This window comes from Ruminococcus difficilis (genome assembly GCF_016680995.1).
Genome location: NZ_JAEQMG010000130.1, coordinates 1 through 1,673, shown reverse-complemented (window position 1 = coordinate 1,673; position 1,673 = coordinate 1). Strand labels below are relative to the sequence as shown.

The window sequence follows — 1,673 nt, the reverse complement described above, 5'->3', positions numbered from 1 at the left end:
GAAAAATTGCTGGTCTTTTGATGCTGTTCCAAAATCTTTTGCAGGTTTTGACCTCAATTTTGCATAAATCACTTTAACGACTTGCAAAAATCAAAACACGAAAAAAGGCTTGAAACCGACGTTTCAAGCCTGAGAAATCCAGTAATCATGCGGGAGATCAAGTTACGGTTGACGTTTGGAGACCGCTGCTCTACCAACTGAGCTATACCCCTAAGTATTCTGTTGCTGCGTGGTGAGCCTCGCTCACTTGCAGGGACTATGATACCACAGACACGTGGTTTTGTCAAGCGTTTTTCAACACAAAAACGCCGATTCGAGTAAGAACTTGTATTACCGCCGTGTGATACGCACGTCGTGCGCATTTCATTCTATTAAAAATCGCGTGTGACCAACCCGATTTTCACACGTCATTGTCGTGGATTTTGACCACTGCCCGACTACATTTTCAGAGTAAAAAACCGCACGTCATTTTTCATCGGCTGCGATGCGGCTGGGTAATACAAACAGAGGAAAAAGGTATGAACATCTACATATAACAGAAATCGACAGCACGGAAATCAATTTTCCAAAATCAACTTCTCATTAAGGGTGTAGGGGCGCACCAATGTGTGCGCCCGGGGGCGGTGAACCCAAACATCGAATTTTTACCGCCAATCGGACGGGAAAACAACATCGGATTAAAGGGCTGACACATGGGTCAGCCCCTACAAGGTTACATAAACCGTGCATGTTTTTGTAAAATTGATTTCCGTAAATCGACAGGAAATACTCTTGACATAATTTTTGGGATGCGATATAATAAATATGGACAGAGGAATAAAACAATTATCCCTATAGCTTGACAAACGTCAAGTTATAGGGATTTTTATATGGATTATATCTTTTGTGAAATATGTAACCGCTCAACCACCGCCCCTCTACCAAACCACCAAAAAACGTGAGATAATATGTTTAGGGAAAAACACTCCAATAAACTCTAATGGAGTACTTTGGAGTTCCTTAGAAAGAGAAAAGCAGGTGGTTACATGAACAAAATTATGGAAATCAGAAAACAGGTCAGACTAAGTCAATGGAACGAGATGGTGCGTGAGCGTGAGGATAGCGGATTGAGCATCAGAGAGTTCTGCGCAGGAAAATCGATCAGTCCCAAAACGTATTACTACAGATTGAGAAAGCTGCGCGAGGCAGCGATCGAAACTTCGGCGCCTGAAATTGTACAGGTAGATATCCCCGAGCTATTCAACCCCGGTGGAATTGTCATCAGAACCAATGCTGCAACAATTGAGATCACCGGAAATGCCAATCCCGAAACCGTCAGGGCGGCGGTGTCCTTTCTGAGGCAGCCATGATCGATCTGTCAAATATCAAAAACTACTACATCGCCTGCGGTTACACTGACCTGCGCCGTGGAATCGACGGGTTGGCACAAATCGTCATACTGCAATATGGCTATGAAATCAACGAAAACAGCCTGTTCCTGTTCTGCGGACGAAGGACCGACAGAATCAAAGCTCTGTGGTTTTCAGGCGATGGATTTGTTCTGTTGTACAAGCGTCTGAATAACGGCAGCTTTCAGTGGCCGCGTTCAAAAGATGAATTGAAATTACTGACTCCGCAGAGCTTTCGGTGGCTGATGGAAGGGCTTGAGGTAGAACAGAAAAAAGATCGGAAGA

At 44.2% G+C, this 1,673-nt stretch carries 2 protein-coding genes; both read left to right on the top strand.

Features of this window, described 5'->3' with window-relative positions; all coding sequences use genetic code 11:
* Nucleotides 1-1,037: 1,037 nt before the first annotated feature.
* Entirely contained in the window at nucleotides 1,038-1,349 is a 312-nt protein-coding gene (tnpA, locus tag JKK62_RS12235; RefSeq protein WP_201428120.1) for an IS66 family insertion sequence element accessory protein TnpA, read from the top strand.
* Nucleotides 1,346-1,673, top strand: a 328-nt coding sequence (tnpB, locus tag JKK62_RS12230; RefSeq protein WP_201428119.1) for an IS66 family insertion sequence element accessory protein TnpB, incomplete at its 3' end; no start/stop codon positions are given. The genes tnpA and tnpB, both read left to right, overlap by 4 nt.

Excerpts from the sequence above, each read along its gene's own strand:
- tnpA (WP_201428120.1), top strand. The coding sequence starts at position 1,038 with ATGGAAATCAGAAAACAGGTCAGACTAAGTCAATGGAACGAGATGGTG.